This window comes from Chitinophaga sancti (genome assembly GCF_034087045.1).
Taxonomy (GTDB): domain Bacteria; phylum Bacteroidota; class Bacteroidia; order Chitinophagales; family Chitinophagaceae; genus Chitinophaga; species Chitinophaga sancti_B.
Map to the genome: position 1 here is coordinate 3,661,404 of NZ_CP139247.1, position 23,179 is coordinate 3,684,582.

15 protein-coding genes are annotated in these 23,179 nt (G+C 43.0%); 13 read left to right on the forward strand and 2 right to left on the reverse strand.

Going from position 1 to position 23,179, the window contains the following annotated elements; genetic code table 11:
- Window positions 1–18 precede the first annotated feature (18 nt).
- The 7 genes from SIO70_RS15220 (at window position 19) to mrdA (ending at window position 12,349) form a co-directional block, all read left to right on the forward strand.
- A complete protein-coding gene (locus SIO70_RS15220) occupies window positions 19–1,488 on the forward strand; it encodes a RagB/SusD family nutrient uptake outer membrane protein (protein ID WP_320581707.1) in 1,470 nt (489 codons plus the stop codon).
- 2 nt (window positions 1,489–1,490) lie between these two features.
- Window positions 1,491–2,423 carry a hypothetical protein gene (locus SIO70_RS15225; RefSeq protein ID WP_320581708.1) on the forward strand — a complete coding sequence of 311 codons (933 nt, stop codon included), beginning with the start codon at window positions 1,491–1,493 and terminating at the stop codon, window positions 2,421–2,423.
- A gap of 43 nt (window positions 2,424–2,466) precedes the next feature.
- The gene (locus SIO70_RS15230; RefSeq protein ID WP_320581709.1) at window positions 2,467–4,818 is read left to right on the forward strand and encodes a zinc-dependent metalloprotease; all 2,352 of its coding nucleotides are present in this window, start codon (window positions 2,467–2,469) and stop codon (window positions 4,816–4,818) included.
- A gap of 13 nt (window positions 4,819–4,831) precedes the next feature.
- A complete protein-coding gene (locus SIO70_RS15235; RefSeq protein WP_320581710.1) occupies window positions 4,832–7,009 on the forward strand; it encodes a zinc-dependent metalloprotease in 2,178 nt (725 codons plus the stop codon).
- Between the two features lie 2 nt (window positions 7,010–7,011).
- A complete protein-coding gene (locus SIO70_RS15240; RefSeq protein ID WP_320581711.1) occupies window positions 7,012–8,103 on the forward strand; it encodes a thioredoxin family protein in 1,092 nt (363 codons plus the stop codon).
- Complete coding sequence (locus tag SIO70_RS15245; protein ID WP_320581712.1) at window positions 8,084–10,237, forward strand: S9 family peptidase; 2,154 nt, start codon at window positions 8,084–8,086, stop codon at window positions 10,235–10,237. The genes SIO70_RS15240 and SIO70_RS15245 overlap by 20 nt, the downstream gene beginning before the upstream one ends.
- Before the next feature lie 156 nt (window positions 10,238–10,393).
- The gene (gene mrdA, locus SIO70_RS15250; RefSeq protein WP_320581713.1) at window positions 10,394–12,349 is read left to right on the forward strand and encodes a penicillin-binding protein 2; all 1,956 of its coding nucleotides are present in this window, start codon (window positions 10,394–10,396) and stop codon (window positions 12,347–12,349) included.
- Between the two features lie 186 nt (window positions 12,350–12,535).
- Here mrdA and SIO70_RS15255 read toward each other — a convergent pair whose 3' ends face one another.
- The gene (locus tag SIO70_RS15255) at window positions 12,536–15,463 is read right to left on the reverse strand and encodes a T9SS type A sorting domain-containing protein (RefSeq protein ID WP_320581714.1); all 2,928 of its coding nucleotides are present in this window, start codon (window positions 15,461–15,463) and stop codon (window positions 12,536–12,538) included.
- Between the two features lie 186 nt (window positions 15,464–15,649).
- On the opposite strand from SIO70_RS15255, the gene SIO70_RS15260 reads away from it, so the two are divergent.
- On the forward strand, window positions 15,650–16,036 hold the full coding sequence (locus SIO70_RS15260) for a cellulase N-terminal Ig-like domain-containing protein (RefSeq protein ID WP_320581715.1): 387 nt from the start codon (window positions 15,650–15,652) through the stop codon (window positions 16,034–16,036).
- A 269-nt stretch (window positions 16,037–16,305) separates the two neighbouring features.
- On the opposite strand, the gene SIO70_RS15265 is transcribed toward SIO70_RS15260, so the two are convergent.
- On the reverse strand, window positions 16,306–16,887 hold the full coding sequence (locus SIO70_RS15265) for a response regulator transcription factor (protein ID WP_320581716.1): 582 nt from the start codon (window positions 16,885–16,887) through the stop codon (window positions 16,306–16,308).
- Window positions 16,888–17,505: 618 nt separating this feature from the next.
- Here SIO70_RS15265 and SIO70_RS15270 point away from each other — a divergent pair.
- The 5 genes from SIO70_RS15270 to SIO70_RS15290 are packed head-to-tail and all read left to right on the forward strand — an operon-like array spanning window position 17,506 to window position 23,179.
- On the forward strand, window positions 17,506–18,384 hold the full coding sequence (locus tag SIO70_RS15270; protein WP_320581717.1) for a prohibitin family protein: 879 nt from the start codon (window positions 17,506–17,508) through the stop codon (window positions 18,382–18,384).
- 31 nt (window positions 18,385–18,415) lie between these two features.
- The gene (locus SIO70_RS15275) at window positions 18,416–18,967 is read left to right on the forward strand and encodes a YcjF family protein (RefSeq protein ID WP_320581718.1); all 552 of its coding nucleotides are present in this window, start codon (window positions 18,416–18,418) and stop codon (window positions 18,965–18,967) included.
- A gap of 10 nt (window positions 18,968–18,977) precedes the next feature.
- Window positions 18,978–19,157, forward strand: a complete 180-nt coding sequence (locus SIO70_RS15280) for a hypothetical protein (RefSeq protein ID WP_143708814.1) — start codon at window positions 18,978–18,980, stop codon at window positions 19,155–19,157.
- Window positions 19,158–19,188: 31 nt separating this feature from the next.
- Complete coding sequence (locus SIO70_RS15285; protein ID WP_320581719.1) at window positions 19,189–19,926, forward strand: thioesterase II family protein; 738 nt, start codon at window positions 19,189–19,191, stop codon at window positions 19,924–19,926.
- 10 nt (window positions 19,927–19,936) lie between these two features.
- Window positions 19,937–23,179 carry an SDR family NAD(P)-dependent oxidoreductase gene (locus SIO70_RS15290; protein WP_320581720.1) on the forward strand — a complete coding sequence of 1,081 codons (3,243 nt, stop codon included), beginning with the start codon at window positions 19,937–19,939 and terminating at the stop codon, window positions 23,177–23,179.

Below are 23,179 nucleotides of genomic sequence, written 5' to 3' on the forward strand. Positions count from 1 at the left end.
TTGTCAAACAGTACGAACATGAAGCAACTTATTATATATTTTCTTCCCATCTGCCTGCTATTCAGCTCCTGCAAGAAGTTCCTGAAGGAGACGAGCCCGGACGAGATCAAGCCTACTACTACTGATGATCTGTATGCACTGATGATCAGTGATGCTTATCCTTATACAGCTAACCTGGAAGATTTTTCTGACTTGCTCACAGATGATGTGCGTAGTTACGGTATGCCCCGCAAATCGACAGGAGAACAGAACACCACTTATTCCAGCTATTACCAGAATGGACAAGGTGTATTCAAATATGATGCTGAAGAGCTGGATGGTTCCGAGGGTACAGCAGCGACGGCTCTGAATGCCTGGGCAAGATATTACAGCAAAATTAAAGGCTGTAATATCATAATTGACTATATAGACAATGTATCGGGAACACAGAAGGACAAGGATGCACTGGTAGGACAATCCTTGCTGCTGAGAGCGTTTTATTACTTTAAGCTGCTGCAGTTGTATTGTGCGCCATATGTTGCCAGTGCAGCATCTACGCCTGGTGTGCCATTGATCTTGTCGATGCAAGTGAGTGACGAACACATTGGCCGCAGTAACCTGCAGGAGACTTTTGACCAGGTAGAAAAAGACCTTACTCAGGCAGCGACATTGCTGGAAGCAAACTATAAAACGCCCAACGCTTATCGCGTAGGTTACATAGCCGCCTATGCATTACTCTCCAGGGTATACCTGTATAAAGGGGAGTGGGACAAAGCGATCGACTATGCTGAAAAAGTGCTGGCGGAACGTTCCCAGTTGACTGATATGAGCCTCTCTTCTTCCTCCGGTTCATTATATATATATGATCAGTCACAGAGCGCAGAAGTGATTTTTCAATATGGGTCTAATCCCAGTGGTGTTACCACGTTTTTCCCTTCTCCGATTAGCTATTCGGGCATGCATGCACCTTACGAAGTAGCTGATGAACTGGGCCAGCTGTATGAAAATAATGACCTGCGGTATAAGTTTTACTTTTATAAAGTTACCGTTTCAGGAGCTGGTTATAACACCCGTAGTTCCAAGATTGGTTTAAACAGTAAAGGCGGTGATAAAGGGATCCGTGTAGCAGAAATGTACCTCAATGCAGCGGAAGGACTGGCCCGTCGCTTCAAGTCCGGCGGCCAGGAAGCCGATCGTACCAGCGCATTGCAATACCTGAATACCCTGCGACAAAACAGGTTTTCTTCTCCATATACCACGATCGATATACAGAATGCTGACTCGCTTATCAGTTTTGCACTGGCAGAAAGAAGAAGAGAGCTATGCCTTGAAGAAAACTTCAGATGGGCAGATATCAAGCGGTTGGGATTGTCTGTGACTCACAATTTCATTGATGCAGACGGGAATAGCACCATCTATACACTGGCGGCAAACAGTCCGTTGTATGCATTACCTATTCCTGTTACTGCTTTAGAGAGAAATAATAAACTGACTCAAAACGCCCGTTAAAAATGAAATTAGCAATCTATATATTCCTTTTGCTGGCATTGGTTGCCTGTAAGAAGCAGGAAGAAACGCTCACCCCTTCTGCGAGCCTGGTTTATACATTACCACAAGGTAGTCATGATTATGATACGACTATCCTGGATTATTATAAGAAGTATGGCACCTACCTATTGTATCAATTCACAGACAGGGACGCCTACTGGACACCAACCGGCTGGAAAAATGCAAGGTATGATTCAGCAGGTGCCTACTGGAATGTGGGGTTCCTGGCTATTGAAGCTGAGGAAACGTACGTAGGTAAACAATTGGAAGTAATACAGCGCCTTTGGTTCAGGTATTATTCCGATAAGTTCCTGAAGCAGTTTTTACCTGTGAAGATCCTGCTCTGTTCCAAAGTAGACTCTTCTTATTTGGGGTATGATTTTTCTACAACCCCAGCTACTTTTTACCTGAACTATAAAGAGGTTGCTGCATGGTACAACTATGACAATATCACTGTTAATTTTGGTAATGCCAATGTAGAAAATATGACCGCAAAAGATTCCGGTTATTTCATCTGGAAAGTATCGCAGGCATTTATGGCAGAAATCTTCGCAACAAAACCTGTTGCTGCTACAGACGATTTTACAAAGCTTACCAGCTATACAACGAAGTTTACCACCCAGGCAGCGGCTTATGCGGCAGGATCCATTTCTACCTATTACAGCGCATCTGCACAGAATGACTGGGAAAAATTTATGCTGGCGATGGTGAGTTGTTCCGAAACCATGCTAAACCAGGCAGAAGCAGCATCATCCTACAGCAATAAAGGTATTCTCAACCCCCTCAAGGATACCAGTGGGAAAATAAAAAAGCGGTATAACATCGTACGGAATTATTTCATCACAAACTATAATGTAGACCTGCAGGCCATCGGCAATGCCGCTATCCCGCAATGATTGAAGAAAGATGACGACTTTAAATCGATTAATCCTTATCTGCATGTTCTATGCAGCCCCCCTGTCATTGTCAGCACAGTCTGCTGATAGTATTCCATCTATGGAAAGTTTTATTAAATCGACGGCTGTGCGTCACCAGGGAATGTGTAATATCTATATACAGGAAGGGCGTTACCTCATGGAAGTGCCGGATAGTATTAATGGACGTGATATCCTCTCTGCTATTACGATTGTAAAAGGTGCTGCGCAGGTAGAACGTAAGCCCGAAAAGCGATTCGGTTATGCCGGAGATGCGGTGTTTGAAAGAGTGATCCGCTTTGTGAAAGCAGGGGACAAACTCAATATCGTACAACCTATATTTCAGAATGCACAGGATTCAACCACCATCTATTACAAGGTAGCTAACAATACTTTGATGCCTGTATTATTGTCTTTTCCTGTAATGGCAAAGAGTGATCATGCTGTACTGATTGATTTTACAGAGACACTTACTGGGGATGGAGATCTCTTTGCATTGAAAGGAGCAAAGAAAGAGTTGAGCTTAGGTAATCTTGAAGCAGACAAGTCTTCCATCCTAAGTATTCGTTGCTTTCCTGCTAACATGAATTTTCGGTCTCTGCGTACTTATGGTCCTGGAGGGGAAAGCAAAAATTCTTCTGCATGGGAGGTCGGTGCTTCCTGGGTATTATTGCCGCTGCACCCTATGCCGCAGCGCTTTGAGGATAGCAGGGTAGGTTATTTTACAAAGACAATCAGAGACTACGATAATTATGCAACTAATCCCAGGATGGTACAGTTGACTATCCGCTGGGACTTGCACCCTAAGCCGGCAGATGTGCCCCGTTACCTGGCAGGAGAGTTGGTAGAACCAGAACATCCGATTGTGTTTTATATCGATAAGCATACGCCTGCTTACCTGGTTCCTTATTTTATAAAAGGGGTGAATGCCTGGCAACAGGCATTTGAAAAAGCTGGTTTCAGACATGCCATTTATGCGTTGCCGGAACCATCTGAAGAAGATAGTACCTATGCCATGGAAGATGTCAGGTTCTCTTATATTTCTTACAAAGGTTCTCCTATTGAGAATGCCTTTGGTCCCAATGTAAGCGATCCACGGTCCGGTCAGATCATCAGTAGTAGAGTCGCGGTATTTCACAGTGTGTTAGACCTGATACAGCGCTGGTATTTTTCTATGTGTGCTGCGACCGATACAGCAGCTCGTCACTATCCGCTGAGCCATGATGTGATGGGCCGGCTGATACAGAATGTCATCACTCATGAGGTGGGGCATACGTTGGGGTTAAAACACAACTTTGGTGGCAGCGCATTTTATGAAGTAGATAGTATTCGTGTACCGGCTTATGTGGCAAAGAATGGTTTTGGGGCATCCATAATGGATTATATGCGATTCAATTATACTGCACAGCCGGAAGATCATATGCCAGACACCCTGTTGGTACCCGGTATTGGTGTGTATGATTTGTTTGCGATTGAATGGGGATATCGTTACCTGCCACAATTTACAACACCAAAAGCGACTTCCGATTCATTGGAACGCTGGGTGACGGAAAAGCGAAAAGATATTCGCCTTCGCTTTGGTAGAGAGAATGACCAGATGGATCCACGTTATCAATCGGAAGATGTAGGGAGTGACCCGGTACAAGCCGGCAAACTGGGTATTAAAAACCTCCAGCTTACCATGCAGCATTTTAATAAATGGATGAAGACGTCTGAGAATGATCCTGCCCATTACAGACAGCAATACAGGAGCCTGTTAGGTCGATATCATAATTACCTGTTGCATGCATTGGTTGAGGTTGGGGGACGGTATAATAACAGGGAAGCAAAGCCTGAGGAAAACTTCCCCTCTTACGAGCCGGTACCCAGGGCAAGACAGGAAGCGGCTGTTGCTTTCTTGGAGGAATATTTGTTGGAGTATCCCAAATGGTTGTTTGATACAGCTATTATGAGGAAAGCTGCATTCGAATTTGACAGGGATGGTATGGAGCCTTTCAATATTACTTTGTCCCGTTTGATCATGTCATACAGCCATATAAATGATAATCTGGTGGTCAATCCAAAGGGCTATGCTACAAAGGAACTGTACGAAAGATTATATACAGTTATATTCAGTAAACCTGCTACCAGTAAATTCAATAGGGAGCTGCAACGTACATTACTCATAAAATCATTGTCAATAGTAGCATCATCTTCAGGTTTTTCTGATGATGTAAGTGTACAACTGCTGGCTATAATTGATAAGATAGGTACAAAAAGCAGGAAAGAATTACAGATGAGTACTGACGTGCTCTTGAAAGCACATTGGGAGTCACTGGCAGATATGATTACCATTTGGGAAAAAGGAAATGCTTCCTCACTGGCAGCAGGTAAATAAATAATATTGGCATATGAGAAGACCACTGATAACAGCTTGTCTGCTATTTAATGTAGCACTGGCTACTGCACAAAATAAATCACCGAAATCCTATAAAGAGTTTTATAAGGATGGCATGAAGAAGATAGAAGGAGATTATTCTATCTACAAAAAGGATAAACACTATTACCTGGAAATACCAGACAATGCACTGGAAAAAGATGTATTGGTAATGGGATATGTAAGGAAAGGATATTCTTCTGCGATAGCAAAATCAGCAGGTATTATCCGGTTCAGTAAAGGTATCAATAACTCGTTGAATGTAACCCGTATTAGTTTTAATGAAGGTGCCAGCGGTGATATCAATGGGGATATGGAACCAGTAATAAAACGGTCGGGTTTATTGCCTATCAGTTACGGTTATTCAATAGTAGCAACAGGAAAGAAAGGGGGGTATATTATCGAGATTTCCCGTCAGATTCTTGAAGGAGGAGATTGGTTTGCATTTCCTGATTTGACTTTCCTGAGTCATCCCGATCCGGAGCGTTCGGTGGTGGAAGATATTAAAACTACAGAAAAGGCAGTACGGTTTACAGTAGAACGGTCTCAGACAGATTTTAACAAAGACTTTGTATCAGGCCGGGATATGGACAATGCCAATACTTACGAAATAGAACTTGTATTCCAGCAATTGCCTGACGAAAAGATGCCAAGAAAACTGGCAGAGAAAGCATCTCCATTTGAAACATTTAGCTTCATGGACTATGGTAGAACAGCTTATACCGCCCGCAAAACATCTTTTATTCATAAATGGAATATCAGTAATAAAATTAGTGTAGCACTAGACCCGAATATTCCTGCTTTTTTCAGAAAGTATATTGAGCAGGGAGTACTGGCATGGAATGTAGCTTTTCATGGAGATGTATTAAAGATTGTACAGGATCAGCAGTTAAGCCCTGGGTATATGCTGGTGAACTGGGGTAATACATATAATTCACCCATCGTTGCGACCGTTGAGCATCCTGAAACAGGTGAAATACTCGCAGCCCGTATTAATGTGACCGAAGCGGTAACGGATCAACTGATGTTACGATACTTGCTGCAATGTGGCGCCAATGATAAAAGAATTATAAAAGATATCAGGAACCCGGAGATCCAGGGTGAGATTTTAAGGTGGCTCATGACCCAAACCGTAGGTGAAGCATTGGGCTTACGTGCGAACCTGAGCGGCAGTGCTGCTTATACCACTGCACAACTGCGGAATCCCGCATGGATGAAGACGCATGCTTTCTCGGCTTCTATCATGGATGACATAGAATTTAACTATGTAGCTCAACCCGAAGATCACGTACCTGTGAGTACACTGATGCCGGGCATTGGTGAAGCAGACATTGCTGCGATCGAATGGGGATACGGACAAGGGCCGGCACCTACGTACTTGCCGGAAGATTCTTTGAACCCGCTTACACAGCATTATGACCTTGCTGCTGATAAGATCATGGCGTCAACACTTGCCATTAAGAATTTGCAGCGCGTGTTCCTGCAACTGGATACTATCAGCAAACAACTGGATGGTACGGAAGACCTTTTTAAAAGCAATGGATCCCTGTATGGTGCGGCATTGATCAGCTATGAGAAATACTGTATGGATGTGTCAGCGCTGATTGGTGGGGTATGCCGCAAGCCACTTTCGCTGGGAGAAGAAAAGATAAAGGCAGATGCTGCTGTACAAAAACAGGCATTGGCTTTCTTACAACAATATGTATTCAGCGGCCCTGCTGCGTGGATGAAAATAAATGGTACTCCTGGTGGTCGTGTGATCAGCGTAGAGGAGTCATTTACCCACATGCAGATTGCGATTCTGAAATCACTTATTGACATAAGAAAACTTGACCAGGTGGCAGATGCAAATGAGATTTTTAATTTCATTGATAAAGAAGTGTTCTTTTCCTTCAGTAAAGAAAAGGTGCTGAATACAGAAGAACGTACGATGCAGGCAAAATTTGTATACGAGCTTGCCCAGGCTACTTACAAAGCAAATATCAGTACTGGTTTAAATGATGCCAATGTACTGCTGCATTATTATATGATCACGACGATGAAGAAACTGGAAGACATGGCAAACACGCATCCGGATATGCTCACCAGGGAGAACTTCCGCCTGATGAAATTGAAAGCAGAACATGAATTTTTTAATAAAATAAAAGCCTGACTATGAAGAATGTCATATATTCCTTACTGCTGGCATGCGTGTTTAGTCCGCTGATGGCCCAGCACAGGGAGATCGCTTTTGAACATACACCGTTATCTGATCTGCTGGCCAGATCGGCAAAAGAACATAAACTTGTATTTGTAGATTGCTATACCTCCTGGTGTGGTCCTTGTAAAGAGATGTCGACCCATGTATTCACAAAAGATACTGTAGCCGACTTTTTTAACACGCAGCTGATCTCTTTAAAGCTGGATATGGAAAAGGGAGAAGGTCCGGAAGTCGGCAAAAAATACCGGGTAGGAGCATATCCGTCATATCTCTTATTAAATGAGAAAGGAGAGCTCGTGTATAAATTCATTGGAGGCATGCCAGCAGAAGAATTTCTCAAAAAGGTATCCGAAGGAATGGACCCTGATAACAGGGTGGCACAGATCTTCCGCAGGTATGAGGCGGGAGATCGTAGCCCGGCGTTAATGCGGGAATACATTGTATTAACTATAAGGAACAAGGAAATAAAGCGGGGAAAGGAACTCAATATAGAATACACTCAATCTCTTACCGCGCAGCAGAAGCTGCTGCCTGAAAACTGGTTTCTGTATGGAGAGAACCAGTTTACCCGCGAGCTCTCCGATATGCATAGCCCAAACTTTACATACCTGGTAGAACACTGGCAGGACTTTGCCAAAGTAAAAGGCATTGATTCTATCAATCTCAAGATCTCAGGCGTATTCCGTAAACTTACCAGCTATTGCCTGCAAGGTTATTACCAGAAAGATATCGGGTATCAAAAAGAAGACTTTATTGTCTATCGTAAGCAAATCAAACACACACAGGTGCCAGATAAAAAAGACCTGATGATCATGATGGACATTGCCGAAGCCGCCTGTCAGGGAGATGCACAGCTTGTTACCAACCTGATTGCAGATCATATAGCCCAATTCAGTAGTCCGAATATGGATATTATATTTGCTTACCTGTCTTTCATTCCATCCTATAAAAAGAAGGAATATCCGCGTTGGGAAGAAATCATTCATACCGTAGCCGCTCATTCTCAAAACCATTTCCTCGTCGATCATGTTAAATCGTATTTTTAAAACAGGCCTGCTGGTCTTACTTGCTGGTAGTCTGTATGCACAGGATACTTATTATGATGCCCCAAATCTGGCCAAACAGATGGGATCTCTGACCGTTATTCCTTTTTTTGTAAAGGGTACTGATAAATGCTGGTTTAGTGCGGACAAGGACTATTACCTGGTGGATGCGAAGCGCGGCACCCGTCAGTGTATTTCTGATAAAAAATACCTGGGGGGCTTGCTACAGGAGTTATTGCACCAACCTGTGGATACGGCAGCTATCAAAGTAGAAATGCCTGGTAGCAATGATATGGGAATCTATTATAAAGAAGCCCGTTATTCTTATAGCCTGGCGAATGGGAAACTGGTACCCGCCATCCCCCATGATTATCCTCATTCCGGCTGGCGTAATGGTTTATCACCAGATAAGAAATGGCAGCTGGTGGCGAAGAACCATAACCTGTTTCTGCGGAAAAATTCGGATAGTTCTATGTTAAAGTTGTCTTTTGATGGGGAGTTATATCACTCTTTTAACATGAATGATGCTGACACTGGTACTTTGCGCGAATCAAATACAGAGGCGATATGGATAAAAGGTACTTCAAAATTTTACGTAGTCAGAAAGGATCGGCGTAAGGTTGGTACAATGACTGTCGTGCATAGTTTGTCTACTCCCCGCCCAAGGGTAGAGACGTATAAATATGAACTGCCGGGCGATAAGGATGTGACGCAGTATGAGTTATACCTGGGCGATGCTTCGGAAGGAACCTTTCTACCTGTAAATACGGGCGATTGGAAAGACCAGGAGCTGGAAGTGCTGTATGGCGGTGCTAAAGTGTATTTCCTGCGGAAGAAGCGTACAAGGGATGAAATGGACTTATGTGCAGTAGATTGGAAAGGTACAGTGCAGGTACTGATCCATGAGGTGAGCCGTCCTTTTATTAATGATGATGTATTCTCCGCTGCAATTCTCAATGATGGCAAAGATATTCTCTGGTGGTCAGACCGTAGTGGCTGGGGCCATTATTATTTATATGATGGTTCCGGTCATTTGCAGGGTGCAGTTACAGCGGGAGACTGGACAGCGGGCAAGTTACTAAGAGTAGATACGGCCTCAAAAAGACTATACTTTTATGGCTATGGCAGGGAACAGGGTATCAATCCTAACTACTCCTTTGTGTACGCCGTAAATTTCGATGGCAAAGGGTTGCGGTTGCTCACGCCTGAAAATGCCAACCATGAGGTGTTCATGGCGCCTGGCAATCAGTTCTTTGTTGACAACTATTCGCGGATAGACATGGATCCCCGCACTACTATCAGAAGTACCAGTAGCAACTGGCAGATGGAAATCTGGAAACCAGACCTGAGCCGGTTGTACAAATATGGCTGGAAAAGACCGGAGATGTTCACCATCAAAGCTGCCGATGGGGTAACGGATATTTATGGACTGATGTGGAAGCCGTTTGACTTTGACAGTACTAAAAAGTACCCCATCATTTCACAGGTATATCCGGGGCCGCAGACAGAAACAGTATGGTCCTCGTTTACAGTGCTGGACAGGTATAATAATACCGCCCTGGCACAGACGGGGAGTATCGTGGTCTGTATGGGGCACAGGGGTGGATCGCCTTACCGCAATAAAGCATATCATACATATGGTTATGGCAACCTCCGTGACTATGCGTTGGACGATGACAGGCATGGGATCATCCAACTGGCTGCCAGGTATCATTTTATTGATACCACCCGTGTCGGTATCTTTGGTCATTCCGGCGGGGGAATGATGGCGGTAGCGGCAATATGTACCTACCCTGATTTTTATAAGGTAGCAGTGGCCTCCTCCGGTAACCATGATAATAATATATATAACCGTACCTGGGGTGAAACCTTTCAGGGAATCGATTCCGGTTTTGCGTATCATGTAGCGCTGAACCAGGCACTCGCTTCGAAATTGAAAGGGCATTTATTATTAGTGACCGGAGAGGTAGATACGAATGTGCATCCGGCGGCTACCTATAGAATGGTGAATGCGTTGATACAGGCGGGAAAAGACTTTGACATGCTCGTATTGCCGGGGCAAAGTCATACTTACGAAGACACTTACAAAGCATATTTTCAACAACGGCTAAGACAATACTTTAAGTTCCACTTATGATAAAAAAAGGCGAGTCAGATCAGACTCGCCTTTCATATTATATAATAACCATCCTTCCTATTCTGATCATTACTATCCACGATCCCCACGTACCTTTGAAAACCTTTGCCAACAAAGAATAACCATCTATCAGAAAAAACCGCACATTGTTTAAAAATGTCCATTTATAACCAGCCGAGAAGGCGTGTCATCCAGTTTATTTTTATCGGTCTCGTACTGCTGATTGTTTCCCGTTTATTTATACTGCAAATAATTGATAAGAAATATTCCAAGCTGGCAGATGCCAACTCCGTAGTGAGAAAAGTCGTCTATCCCAGCCGTGGAATCATCTTTGACAGAAAGGGGAGAAGTGTGTTGCGCAACGATGTGATGTACGACCTGATGGTCACTCCATCGAATGTAAAGAAAATTGACACGGCTTACCTGTGTAAGATCTTAGGGATTGATATGCCAGAGTTTAAGAAACGCATCGTGGCGGCAATTGTCAGGAATGGCCGGGTAAGACAGTCGGTTTTTGCACCGTTGTTATTGCCGGATGTATATGGGCAGTTGCAGGAAAGTATGTACCAGTTTCAACCGGGTTTTGAGCTGATGCCCAGGCAGATCCGTTCTTATCCTTATAGTGGTGCTGCCAATATATTGGGCTACATAGGTGAGATCTCGCCACAAATGCAGTTGAACCCTGCTTATAAAGATTATAACATGGGTGACTATCTGGGGATGACAGGATTGGAGAAAACCTATGAGCACATTCTGATGGGGCAAAGAGGGATTCAATACCTTGTGAAGGATAACCTGAATCGCACACAGGGGGCGTATGAGAAAGGTGAATTTGACACTGCGGCAATAGCGGGCAAGAACCTCCGTCTATCATTGGATATTGATTTGCAGGTATTGGGTGAGCGGTTGATGCATAACAAGATAGGTAGTATTGTCGCCATCGATCCGCAAACAGGTGGTATATTGGCAATGGTAAGTGGTCCTTCATTTGATCCTAACTTATTGACGGGGTCTTACAGGGCACGCAATTTTAATAAACTATTTAGTGATACGACCAAGCCATTGTTTAACAGGGCTATTCAGGGTACGTACGCACCGGGTAGCTCCATGAAACCATTGACAGCGTTGGTAGCGCTGGATGAAGGTATCATTACTCCTGATTTTGGTTATCCCTGTCATGGTGCTTATTTGTCCTGCGGGCGAAGAATTGCCTGTGAGCATAGTGAAGCAGGCCATGCAGCAAATTTGCGACTGGCTATTTCGCACTCCTGCAATTCTTACTTTGTGAACCTGTACAGGATGGAAGTGGATGCAAAGAAATGGGGTGGGGTAGAAAAGGGGCATCAGAAGTGGTATGAATACATGACGTCATTTGGCTTGGGACACCGGTTAGGCATTGATATACCGGGAGAATATGCGGGGTATGCGATTGATACCGTGGGCATGAATAAGCGGTATCATGGGCAGTGGAATTCCTGTTCAGAGTTGTATGTAGGAATGGGACAGGGCGCAGTGGCGGTCACGCCTTTGCAGATGGCGAATGCGATGTGTATCATTGCAAATAAAGGATTTTACTACCTGCCGCATTTTGTGAATAGTATTGATAATGATGTTTCTGATGTGCTGAAGAAGTTCAGGGATAAACATACGGTAGCGCATGTAAAAGATACGGCTTACCAGTCGGTGATATTGGGAATGGAAGATGTGGTGGAAAGTGGTACGGGTAGAAATGCACAGATAGAAGGGGTGATCGTGTGTGGAAAGACAGGTACGGCAGAGAACAATGGCATCGTAAACGGGCAATTGAAGAAGATGAAGAGCCATGCATTCTTTGTGGCTTTTGCACCGAGAGATCATCCGAAGATAGCGGTGGCGGTCATTGTGGAGAATTCTGGTTATGGGGGCACCTTTGCGGCGCCGATTGCAGGATTGATGATGGAGAAGTATCTGAATGATACGATTTCAGTAAAGAAGAAGCCGGTGGTGCAAAAGATGCTGGAGACGGTGACGATGGATCCGGTAGTGCTTACAAAGTCCAAGCTGGATTCATTGAATGGCGCGACGGCTCATCTCACGACAGAGCAGATTATGAAAGAGTATTTCAGGAATTAATCTGATTTAGAAACTTCATTGGATTGGGTCATATCAATGGCGCGACGGCTCATCTCACGACAGAGCAGATTCTGAAGGAGTATTTCAGGAATTAATCTGATTTATAAACTTCATTGGATTGGGTCATATCAATGTCGCAACAGTTCATCTCACGACAGATCAGATCATGAAAGGGTACTTCAATAATTAATCCGCTTTTATAAACTTCATCACATTAGTAATACCATTGGCTTTTGTAAGCACCACTACGTACATGCCATTTGGTAAATGAGAAACTGACAATGCCAGACTTGTTTTGGTGAGCATATCCTCTCTACGCAGGTAGGTCTTTCCATCCATACCGTATATTTCCAATAACTTCCAGTTAGATAGCTGGTCGATAGTAAGAGAGGTATATGCCGGATTGGGATATAATCGAGGCCCTGTAGTAACCGTTGGATCCGGATCCACAGCAGTGATCACATCTACATTGAAAGTAAGTTGATTGCTGGATACCTGTGACGCTGTGATACAACCCGTTAAACTACTTGTAAGCAGGCAAAGAATTTTATCTCCTGTTTTCTTTGGTGTGTAATTAATAGTATCGGCAGTGGCTTCACTAATGTTAGCCCAGGTATGTGTATTGGTGCTGTCCATCCATTGGTAGAATGGGTAGCTACCACCGTTGGCGATGGCGGATGTTAAAATAGTAGATACATATTGTCTTACGGAAGTAGTGCCAGTGATGGTGATGACAGGTGTAGCAGCAGCATTTACTTTTAGATAATGCACAGCCGTGCTGTCATCATCTGCCATACAACGATACAGGTTGCCCGACCATGATAGTAAGGCATTATTTAAGCTTAAACTGCTTGTATTTACCCCGCTTATATTTACATACCCACTCCCCGTATTTTGCTGCCATTGATAGGAGGAAGCGTACTTGTTATAAGTCAATGTCAATGTTGTTCCTTCACACACAGTCACGGTATCAGTGGTAATAACATCTACTTTAAATGTAAGCTCGTTGCTGGTTATCTGCGAGGTCGTAAGACAACCAGTTAAATTGCTGGTGAGTATACAACGGATCTTATCGCCTGTTTTGGCAGGGATATAAGTGAGTGTATTATAGACTGCATTGCTGATGCCTGCCCATGTATGCGTGCTGGTGCTATCCATCCATTGGTAGGTAGGAGAGGTGCCGCCATTAGTGATAGTAGCACTTAATGTGGTAGCTGTGTTCTGTACCATAGCAGTTGTACCGCTAATGGTGATAGTGGGCGTGATTGTAGCATTCACTAATAGATAGTGCACCTCCGAACTATCATTATTCGCCACACAACGATAGCGATAACCGGACCATGTGAGCAAGGTATTATTCAATGTGTAGGTGGCCGAAGTGGCCCCGCTGATATTTACATACCCACTGCCTGTATTTTGCTGCCACTGGTAAGCAGATGCACTGGCGCTGGTGTTCAATGTAACACTGCCTCCTTCGCACACCGCTACCGTATCTATCTTACCAAAAGTGATATCTACCAGGCTCAGAGACGCAAAGGTGCTCCCGGTGCCCACTCTTAAATAAATATCCAGCGAATCTACTCCGGAAACGCCTGTGTAATTGATCGCTCTGTCATACTCCGGACTGGCACTGGTACTATATCTGGTCTCAATGCTCTTAGCTGCGCTCCAGTCTTCAGCTCCTAAACGGGTTTCCAAGATCCTTGGCGTACTACTTGCATCCACTCTCGCGCCCCACAACTTGAAATTGTAGATCTTATTTTGCGACAATCCTTTAATGCGGAGTATCACTCCATTGGGATTGATAGAATTATACAGGAACATATTATCTGACAAGGCAGTTGCAGGATAATCATCCACACCTACAGAAACCCCGTTATTATTAATCCCCCTGGTTATAGCTGTTGTATTATAAGTTCCATCCGGGGTACCTATAATTTTCATTGAAATCGTTGTCGTACTATCACCTGTAGTAAGGAGCTGGCTAATAGTTGCGCCATCCCTGAAGCCCGCCGATCCGCCACTACCATACCAGTTATTCCAGTAATTACCATATGCATCCGGGGAAGCTGTTGGCTGGCCCATAGCCGTACCACTTGGTAAAACAGTATTCACACCATCCCCCCCTAAATCGACCAGGATCCTGTTGGTATTCCGTACTCTTACACTGGCCGAAGTGCTGGTAGCCGTCAATGTCACAATATTGGAATAGGTAGAATAAGTCCCATCCGTATATTGAGTCCTCACCCTGAAGTATTGTGTAGTCGTATAAGTATTAGAATAAGTCTTTTTAACGGTGTCGGTCACCGTATCAAAGGTGCTCCATGTACTCCCGTCCGAAGATGTCTCAATAATATATATCCCTGTCCCTGCCTGAAAGTATTGTTGCCAGCGTGCAAATAAACTATCAGCAATAAACTGGTTTCCCGCCGAATTCAGATGTACCCCATCACCTGCACCATACACAGGATTGATCTCTGCATCAGTACTGGCAGCTGTATTCACAACATTATTAAACCCCTCTATATACCGGGTAGGCCATGCTGCACGGATACTATCCGCCAGCACTTTCAATTGTGTCTGCAAAGTAGCGCTGAAGGTTGTACGTGGTTGGGTGGTCTCCCAGAAAATAGGAACACCACTATTCAGGGCCAGTACATCCAGGTATCTTAAGTTCGCCATGATCTCTGCATTCGTCAACCCATTTGCCACATCATTTGTAGGCAAAGAGATGAACATAAAATCAGGGTTACTGTTCAGCGCACTATCGATATTCGTACCTGTCGTACCCCCTTTGGAAACCGGCATCAGGTTCGCACTGGCATACCCTGCCACAGCGAGGTTGATCCAGGTAGGACTGGATGTATTACTTGTGAGCCATGCACTGATCTTATCACCGAGACGATCGGGATAAGATAATAAATAACCTGCAAGGGTAGAAGATCCCAGCCCTACTACACGCGGACTGTTGGTAAGGGTTTTGTCATTTGTATTCCAACGTAAGGTAAAGGTGTTATCACTGTTCCTATATACTCCTGCATGTAAAGTGGTATCGTTGGCATTCACTGTCAGACTGGCCATACATAATACCAGCATAAAAAAATAGTACCGCATAGAAAGGACTAAAATTAATCTTTATGTGGAAATTTGTTGTAGTAAATGTTGTATATTATATGGTTATAATATATATGCCCCTCCCGAAAAAAAGCAGTAAATTCAATATTGTCCAAAATAGCCAGGACCCTATTCCGGCTATTCACTTATTGACTCCCGTTAAGTGTAGCTGCACAATCTGTACAGGTGATCACTAATCATGTGGGGTACGACTATAATCTTCCCAAACATGCTATAATTAAAGCAGATTCCAAACAGTCCATCGATAAATTTGAACTGATTGCCGCTAATACCGGGCAAACAGTCTATGAAGGTTCGGCAGTATACAGCGGACCTGTCTTTTTCAACCTATTCAATCCTCAACAGATCTCACTGACGGCTTATCGTCTGTTCAAGACGTACGCATTACTACAGCAGAAACCCGGCATCGATTATCGTCAATACCTGAGAAGAATAATGGACGAAGTTACTTATGGGGCGGATTACTTAGCGCGCATGCAGGTAAATAAGGGTTCCTGCTATCGTTTTGGCGCAGCGCGCCGGGTCCCGGCAAGCTGGCGAAGGATAGGTTGATCCGTGCAGAAGATAAAGATATCACATTAAGCAGTCGTAAGACCAGTCTCATGGTGGCATTACCATAGACGAACATAACTGGCACAGTTTCCAGTGTAGCTATTGCTACGGACTTGGCTTATCAATAGCTGCATTAGCCATGACAGTATGCATGAAAAATACCCAATGAAATGAAGAAGTCAACGACAGAAAAGATGTAGTGTTTATCTTTTCTGTCGTTGGCTGATTATCGCAGAAGGAAAGATTATCAATGCGAAATAATCGCACTGTTAGGTTTTATGGAAATGCATCTTAAACAACTCTGTTTTTGTTTTAATATCAAGTTTAAAGTAAATATTCTTCATGTGATATTGTATAGTATTCAGGCTAAGATGTAACCTGGCAGCTATCTCTTTGTGAGATAATCCCTCCAATACCATTTGCGCGACTTCTTTTTCTTTTTTTGTCAGCTTCTCCTTTACAGCAGGTTGAGGAAGATCATTTCTGACAACCATATACCTGAATATCTGCTGACTCATTACCGGTTGCCCATATAACAGCATATTAAGGATCTTATGATAAATACTGCTGAAGTTCTCTGATTTCTGAAGATAACCATCAGCCCCTCTGTCAAATGCAGCCTTAATCAGGTGTTTGTTCTCATCCTTTGTAAGTATTACAATCAACATTTCAGGTTTTATCTGCTTTAGCGTCTTAATCGTATCCTCTTTTTGAATCTCATTCAAACAAATGTCTAACAGTAAAAGATCAGGATTCAGAGATGGAGTATTATATAGTAACTGTATCGCGTTACGCAGATTGAGCGAATGCAGGCATGAAGAAAATTGTTTATCCTGCAGGAAATGTCTCATTAAATTGTCGCTAAATTGGGGGTCTTCATCAATAATTCCAATCTGATATATGCGATTGGTCGTTAAGTAAGTATTAGGCATTTGGATTAGTTGTTTTGTCGATTTCCGGTATTACGAACCCATGCAGAACAAAGATCTTAGCGTCCTACACTTTTATGTGGTAAAAATAACCTGTATAAATCCGAAATTTAATTTTGAGGTGACAAATATGCTAGGTAGATGTCATAATTATAACAGACGATCTTTAATATTGTTAAACTCATTTGGGGAAATTTTATAAATCCTTAGAACAAATATTAAAATGCTATGTTTAGCTTATGAGCAAAATATGAAAAAGTGAGTTAAATATATTGATTGTTGGATTTTATATTTTACAATAGAATATTGATTTATATGATCAGTCAATTTTTATACAATGTAAACACTATTTTAGCCCTTAAATATTTAATTCTCCGTTAGAGAAAAATAAATTAAAAACAGACACAACATGCTACCGTAAGATAAATTCTGCGGAAAATTCCATTAATTATTGCAGGTATCATTTAATTAAAAAATGAGCAGCGTTAAAGTTATGCCCTGTACATCCGATGCGTTTAATAGTTATACAGATATAACAACATGAAGAAAAAAATTGGAGGATTCAACACTGGTCTGATAATAAGAAATACAGGCATTATATTGCTGTTGCTATTATTAGTGGTGGCACTTTTTTCAAAAAGGATATTTATTACCATTAAGCCAGGAGAAGCTGGTGTATTGTATAATATATTTACCGGTACAGATATGAGCAGAACATACGGTGAAGGATTACATATAATCAGCCCGGTTAATACCATGATCGTTTATAATGTTCGTACTCATAAAATAAATTTTGATCAATACTTACTTAGTGCAAACGGACTTACTATTCATGTATTACATTCTGTTCTCTATAAGCCGGATGTACGTTTATTACCTTCACTCCATCAGCAAATCGGCCCCGGTTATGAGCAGCTTATTGTTGATCCGAGCGTGAAGTCAATGATGAGGAAGGAGATTGCAGGCCTTACACCGGAAGAAATTTTTATGATTGACAGAGGTGTTGTTGAAAAGAATAGCAGAAGCACACTTTCTCAGATACTAGCTAAAGATCAGGTCATTATTGAAGGTTATTATATAACAAGTATCTCCTTACCCGATTCTGTAAACAAAGCCATTGAATCAGTATATCGTCAGCAACAGTTAAACGAAGAGTATAATTACAGATTGGCTGTGGAAGATAAAGAGCGTACACGGAAAGGCATAGAAGCCCAGGGTTTGAGAGAATTCAGTTCTGTTTCAAAAATCTCTCCATTATTATGGAAAGCACTTGACGTAACACAAAAAATAGGTACCTCCCCCAACTCAAAATTGATTTTCATGGGTAGTGGCGCCAAGGGATTACCCATTCTCTTAAGCGATCAGATGGCTGCTGGTCAGGATACGACAGCACAACGACTACCAGTTATAATTCCGTAAATAATTTTTTATCACTATAAAAATCATACTAATGACAGAAAATCAACAATTGCAGGAAACGGTCATCACGGGTAAAACCGCTAAGGAAATCATCAAGAAACACGTGCTCATTTCTATGGGTGTAGGTGCAGTACCTATTCCATTTGTAGATGTAGCTGCAATTACAGCTACACAACTTTCCATGATCAGCAAACTGGCCGCCCACCACAATGTGCAGTTTTCTAATGATCTGGGTAAATCTATTATCGTTTCCCTGGTTGGCGGTGCAGGTAGTAAAGCACTCGTAATGGCTTCTATCGGCAGTTTCATTAAATTCATCCCGGTTGTAGGTACTGCTGTCGGAGCTGTTACATTCCCTGCTATTGCCGGTGCCACAACATATGCTATCGGACAGGTATTCGATAAACACTTTGCAGGTGGAGGAACAATGTTGGATTTAAAAGCTTCTGATATGAAAACCTATTTTGCAGAGGAACTGGATAAAGGAAAGGAATTTGCAGGTAAAGTTAAAAAAACTGTTACAAAACCATTTACCTCAAAAACTGAATCCTTAACAGAAGAGGGAAAAGAAGAGACCATATAAGCACTATATTATGGTGAACATTCTTTTTACTCCTTTCTTTATCGGTTGGATCATTCTTAGCCTGATATGCGCCATCCTTGGAGCTAACAGACGTACACGCTTCTGGGGAACCTTCTGGTTGGCCATGATCGTCTCTCCATTCCTGGTACTGATCATGCTGATGATCTTTCAACCTGTAAAAAAAGGATAATGTCCTTTACATCTACCTAATCCTTATTGCCATGGATGTTAATGGCGTACAGCTTTTTATTTTTCCGCATGCCGGTGGAAGCGATTTGTCCTATCGCTCACTAGAACGAAAATTGCAGATAGCAGGTACCACATTTACAATTTGTTACCCGGGAAGAGCAAAACGTTTTAATGAGCCATTCGCAAAGGATGTCCCGTCTTTGGCAAAGGATTGTATGGATATTATTACGCTTAACAGACAACATGATCTGCCGATGGTTTTCCTGGGTCATAGCCTGGGAGCACTGGTGGCTTATGAAACAATAAAGTGTTTACGTACATCCGGCTCAGGACTGCCTGAGCTGGTTTTCTTCACCGGCAGAAGCGGCCCTTGTGAAGCTCCCGTTAACATGGAAAGACACAAATTAGCAGACGGCGAACTAATTACACACCTGTCGGCTATGGGAGGCATTGACCTTAGCCTTCTCACAAATCCTGATTTTATTTCTTTTTTTCTGCCCGTAATCAGAAATGATCTGCGTTTGAATGATACCTATAAGTATTGTGAAAGCAACAGATTCGATATTCCATTTGTATTGCTGAACGGCAGCAATGATAGAATTGCTGAAAACCAGGCGCTGCTTTCATGGCAGAAAGAAACCCTCGGAATATGTATTCATGAATTCCTCGACGGAGGCCACTTTTTTTTGCTTGAATCTCCGGATTTCAGTAAAAAGATAAGTCAGTTTATCCATCGTTATGTTATATGCACTCAATTACCCTACGTCTAATTTATCTATTATGAAGTCAGTATCCCATGAATCACTGAGCAGTCTGCAAAAATCATTTTTCATTATCAGAAACCTCGAAAGAAAATTAAAAGATCAGTTAATCAGTACTGATTCAATGGAAGAAATTGCTGTCGTTGGGATGGCCTGCCATCTGCCAGGTGGTATTCATACAGTGAACGATTTCTGGAATGCATTGCTTGCGGGAGAAGACCTGGTAACAAATTACAGCTTGTTAACCCGCTGGCAGGAAATGGAACAAAAGGAATACCTGTTTAATAAATGTATGCCCCATGCCGGATTACTAGATGATATTACATTGTTCGATAATGACTTTTTCCATATATCACCGGCAGAATCCAGATATATAGATCCTCAACACAGACATCTCCTCATGCTTGCTCATAAAGCACTCGCTGATGCAGGCATCCCCGCTGATACACTGAAAGGTTCGGATACAGGTGTCTTTACGGGTATAAGCGCATTTGACTATAGCCTGCACATTATGCAACAGGATGAATCCCTGAGAATAAATCCTTATGTCTGCAGCGGTAATTCATTCAGCGGTGCCAGCGGACGGATATCCTATTGCCTGGGTCTTCATGGCCCGTGTATCAGTATAGATACCGCCTGCTCTTCTTCTCTGGTGGCATTACACCAGGCCGCGGCCAGCCTGAAACGCAATGAATGTAACCTCGCACTGGTAAGCGGGGCTAACCTAATTTTATCACCCTACCTGCAGGCCAGCCTTACTGAAGCAGGTATGCTCTCTCCCGATGGTCGTTGTAAGGCCTTTGATGATAGTGCAAATGGATATGTGCGCTCCGAAGGTTGCATTACTGTTGTACTTAAACGATTATCAGATGCTGAAAAAGATGGCGACCGCATTTATGCCTGTATTAAAGGTTCTGCAGTTGCCCAGGATGGCGCCAGCGGAGGATTGACCGTGCCCGATCCGGCCAGTCAGGCAAAAGTAATTAAACATGCACTTGCCGCTGCCGGTATAGAGGCCGATGATATCCGCTTCGTGGAAACCCATGGTACAGGTACCCCCCTGGGCGATCCCGTAGAGGCCGAAGGACTGCGCCTCGCTTTCGGAGAACGCCATAACAGGGAAAAAATAGTGGCCGGATCTGTGAAAAGCAATTTCGGACACCTGGAAGCAGCAGCCGGGCTGGCTGGCTTCATGAAGGCCTGCCTGAATGTATACCACAAACAAATACCCCCTTCCCTCCACTTTAAAACTCCTAATCATCATATCGATTGGCAACAGATGCCTTTTCATATTAATGCAGAAGAATACCTTTTCAGTAACGATGAAAAACGTATAATTGGTGGTGTTAGCTCATTCGGCTTTACGGGAACTGTTGCCCACTGTATTGTTGCGGAACATCAACATACAATGGTTGAAAAATGCATCCCGCCACCAGACTTTCAATTAAAACCCCATTGGCTGGGAAAAATACCCGGACCTGTTGTTCCTGCCGGATATGCCGTTAGATGGAAAGAGGTTGAACTGGCTGCAGATAAAAAACCGGAAAATGATATGGCATACGTATATGTTGAAACAGATGGAGGCACTCCGGCTTTTCAGAAATCGTTTCTCTCCGGTAAAAACGCTTTTTCTATCTCAATAGATCACCTATGCCGGCTGGAGAATATTTTTTCTACACAACGTTATCAGCAATATTGCCTGGTATACGATCTCAGCGCATGGGTAGAAGAGGATGAAAATGATGAATATACCCTGTCCGCAGCCTTTAAACATATCATTCAACTCTTTCAGACTTTAAAAACACTTTCTTTATCGCCGGACGTTATACTTTTTATCACCCGTCAGGGCCTCCATGTAAACGGAACTGCACCCTTATCTGCATTACAACACAGTCTTGCATCCTTTATCAGATCCGCATCGCTGGAGTTACAATCGCCTGCCATGCTGGTGCTGGATATATACAATGATCTTCCGGATATGAATTTTATTAATCGCTATGTGCAGCAGTCATATTTCCGGGAAACAGCCTTCAGAAACAATAAATACTGGTATCCTGTTATTGCACCTGCCACACCGATACCCCCAATAAAAGTGACATTGGATAAAGAAGGCACCTACCTGGTTACAGGAGGCAACGGAAGCCTGGGTGAACATATCGCCATTTGGTTGAGAGACAATGGAGCCGGCCAGGTAATTATTACCGGCAGATCTGCAAACGCAAACCATAAAAATGATCGTATCATTTATAAACAGCTGGATGTTGCCTGTGAAGAAGATGTAAAAGCATTTGGTAAATGGTTGCAAAGCAGTGCTCTGCCGCTTAAAGGGATCGTACATGCCGCCGGTACAAACAGCCGTTGTTTACTAAAAGATATGACCATAGATGATATGTTGCAGGTGGGAGCTCCCAAAATCAACGGTATCAGGTACCTCAGCAGGCATCTGCCGTCTGATCAGCTTGATTTCCTGGTAACTTATTCTTCCATAGCGGCAATATGGGGTTCTGCCATGCTTGCGCATTATGCTGCTGCAAACGCTTATATGGATGCTTTTGTACTCCATTTAAAAACAAAAGGTATTCCTGCTGCAACCATCAACTGGGGACCCTGGAAGAATAGTAATATGGTGCTGAAAGATAGTAATACCACCAGCCTGCTGGAAGAATCCGGCGTGCTGACTGTGCATGCAGATACTGTTGGAAGAAGTTATGCTTCCCTGCTGGGTATAAGCCAGGATCAGCGGATTTATGTACAGTTAAATCAATCCCGCTTTTTACAGATGATGGAAATAAGAGGCGCGCAAAGTTATTGGGATACATTACGCGGAATGCAACAGCAGAAGCCTGTAACAGCAAGCAATACCGGTACATTGCCCAACCTGGTGCTGATCACTGATAACGCTGAAAGAGCGGGCCTTATTCACCATGAACTGGTACTCCTTGTAAAAGATGTATTAGTCATTCCCGAAGAAGAGGAGATAGATCCCGCCAGGAGTTTTAGTGATATGGGAATGGATTCTATTTTACTCCTGAAGTTTGTGGAAAGAATCAATAAACGCCTGGGCACAACCATAACTTCAAATACAATCTTCAATTACCCGGCTACAGGTTTGTTAACGACCCACATCAATGAATTATCAACACCGCAACCTGTAACAGTGATAAAAACAGTTAAAGAGAATCTCCGGTATAGTTATACAGCAGATATGAGTGATGCCGAATTGCTGAAAATGATCAATAAAGAAATTCAAAAATATTCATAA